This window comes from Variovorax glucosi, assembly GCF_051216695.1.
GTDB lineage: Bacteria > Pseudomonadota > Gammaproteobacteria > Burkholderiales > Burkholderiaceae_C > Variovorax.
The window spans coordinates 1-1,068 of sequence record NZ_JBPJZE010000353.1 but is presented as its reverse complement, the minus strand read 5'-3'; the positions used below and the strand labels follow the sequence as shown (position 1 = coordinate 1,068).

Annotated in this window: 2 protein-coding genes; both read left to right on the top strand. The window is 69.8% G+C overall.

What is annotated here, in order from left to right:
• Window positions 1–146: 146 nt before the first annotated feature.
• Complete coding sequence (locus ACSFA3_RS25605; protein ID WP_435471089.1) at window positions 147–542, top strand: hypothetical protein; 396 nt, start codon at window positions 147–149, stop codon at window positions 540–542.
• An 81-nt stretch (window positions 543–623) separates the two neighbouring features.
• Window positions 624–1,068: TonB-dependent receptor plug domain-containing protein (locus ACSFA3_RS25600; protein ID WP_435508126.1), on the top strand; the 445-nt coding region annotated here is incomplete at its 3' end.

The window sequence follows — 1,068 nt, the reverse complement described above, 5'->3', positions numbered from 1 at the left end:
GGGCGCGTCGCCATCCTGAACCTGTTCGACAAGAGCTACTTGCTGCGCGACGGCACGGGCGTGGGCGTGGGCGCGCCGCAGTACGGCACGCGGCGCAGCCTGTACGTGAGCATGACCACGCACTTCTGACACAGGCCCGACGCCAGATGACGCACACGAGGCTCTCGCGCACCGTCGCACTCATGCTGCTCTTCGCAGTGTGGGTGACGTCGACGCTCGGCCTCGTGCATGCCACGCTGCACGTGCCGGGCGACCGCGCATGGGCCCTGTCCGCCGAGCGCGCGACCGCCACGGTTGCAGCCGCCTCGGGGGCGCGCGCCCCGGCGCAGCGGCACACCTGGCTGCATGCGCTGTTCGGCGACAAGACCGACGCCGAGTGCCGGCTGTACGACCGGCTGTCGCATGGCTTCAGCGCGCCCGGCGTGCCGCTGCTGGTGCTGCCGATGGTGCTGCCGTCGGCCACCTTCGCGTATCTGCAGGGCGAAGCCGTCGCCCGCTGGATCGTGCTGTTCGAGGCACGCGGTCCGCCTTCCACTCGCTGAATTTCCGATGTGTTCCGACTGCTGTGCCCGCTTCGCTCGGGTGGCGGCCGGTCGTCCCTTGATTTCAACGAGTGTCCATTCATGACTCCCAATTTCCCCCGCAACGCCATCGGCGTTGCCGTTCTCTCGCTTGCCTCTTTCGCAAGCCTGGCCCAGGCGCAGTCTCAACCCGCCGACGCCGCCAGCCTGCGCGAGGTCACCGTCACCGGTAACCCGCTCGGCGCAAGCGAACTGATCGCGCCGACCACCACGCTGTCGGGCGACAAGCTGCTGCTGCGCTCCGAATCGACGCTCGGCGAAACGCTCAACAACGTGCCCGGCGTGAGCAGCAGCTACTTCGGCCCCAACGCCAGCCGCCCGATCATCCGCGGGCAGGACGGCGACCGCATCCGCATCCTGCAGAACGGCGGCGGCGCGCCCGACGCATCGGCGCTGAGCTACGACCACGCCGTGCCGGTCGACGCGCTGGTGACCGATCGCATCGAGGTGCTGCGCGGCCCGTCGGCGCTGCAATACGGCGGCAGCG

Bases quoted from the DNA above. Each gene is read 5' to 3' on its own strand.
- ACSFA3_RS25605 (WP_435471089.1), top strand. From the start codon at position 147: ATGACGCACACGAGGCTCTCGCGCACCGTCGCACTCATGCTGCTCTTC.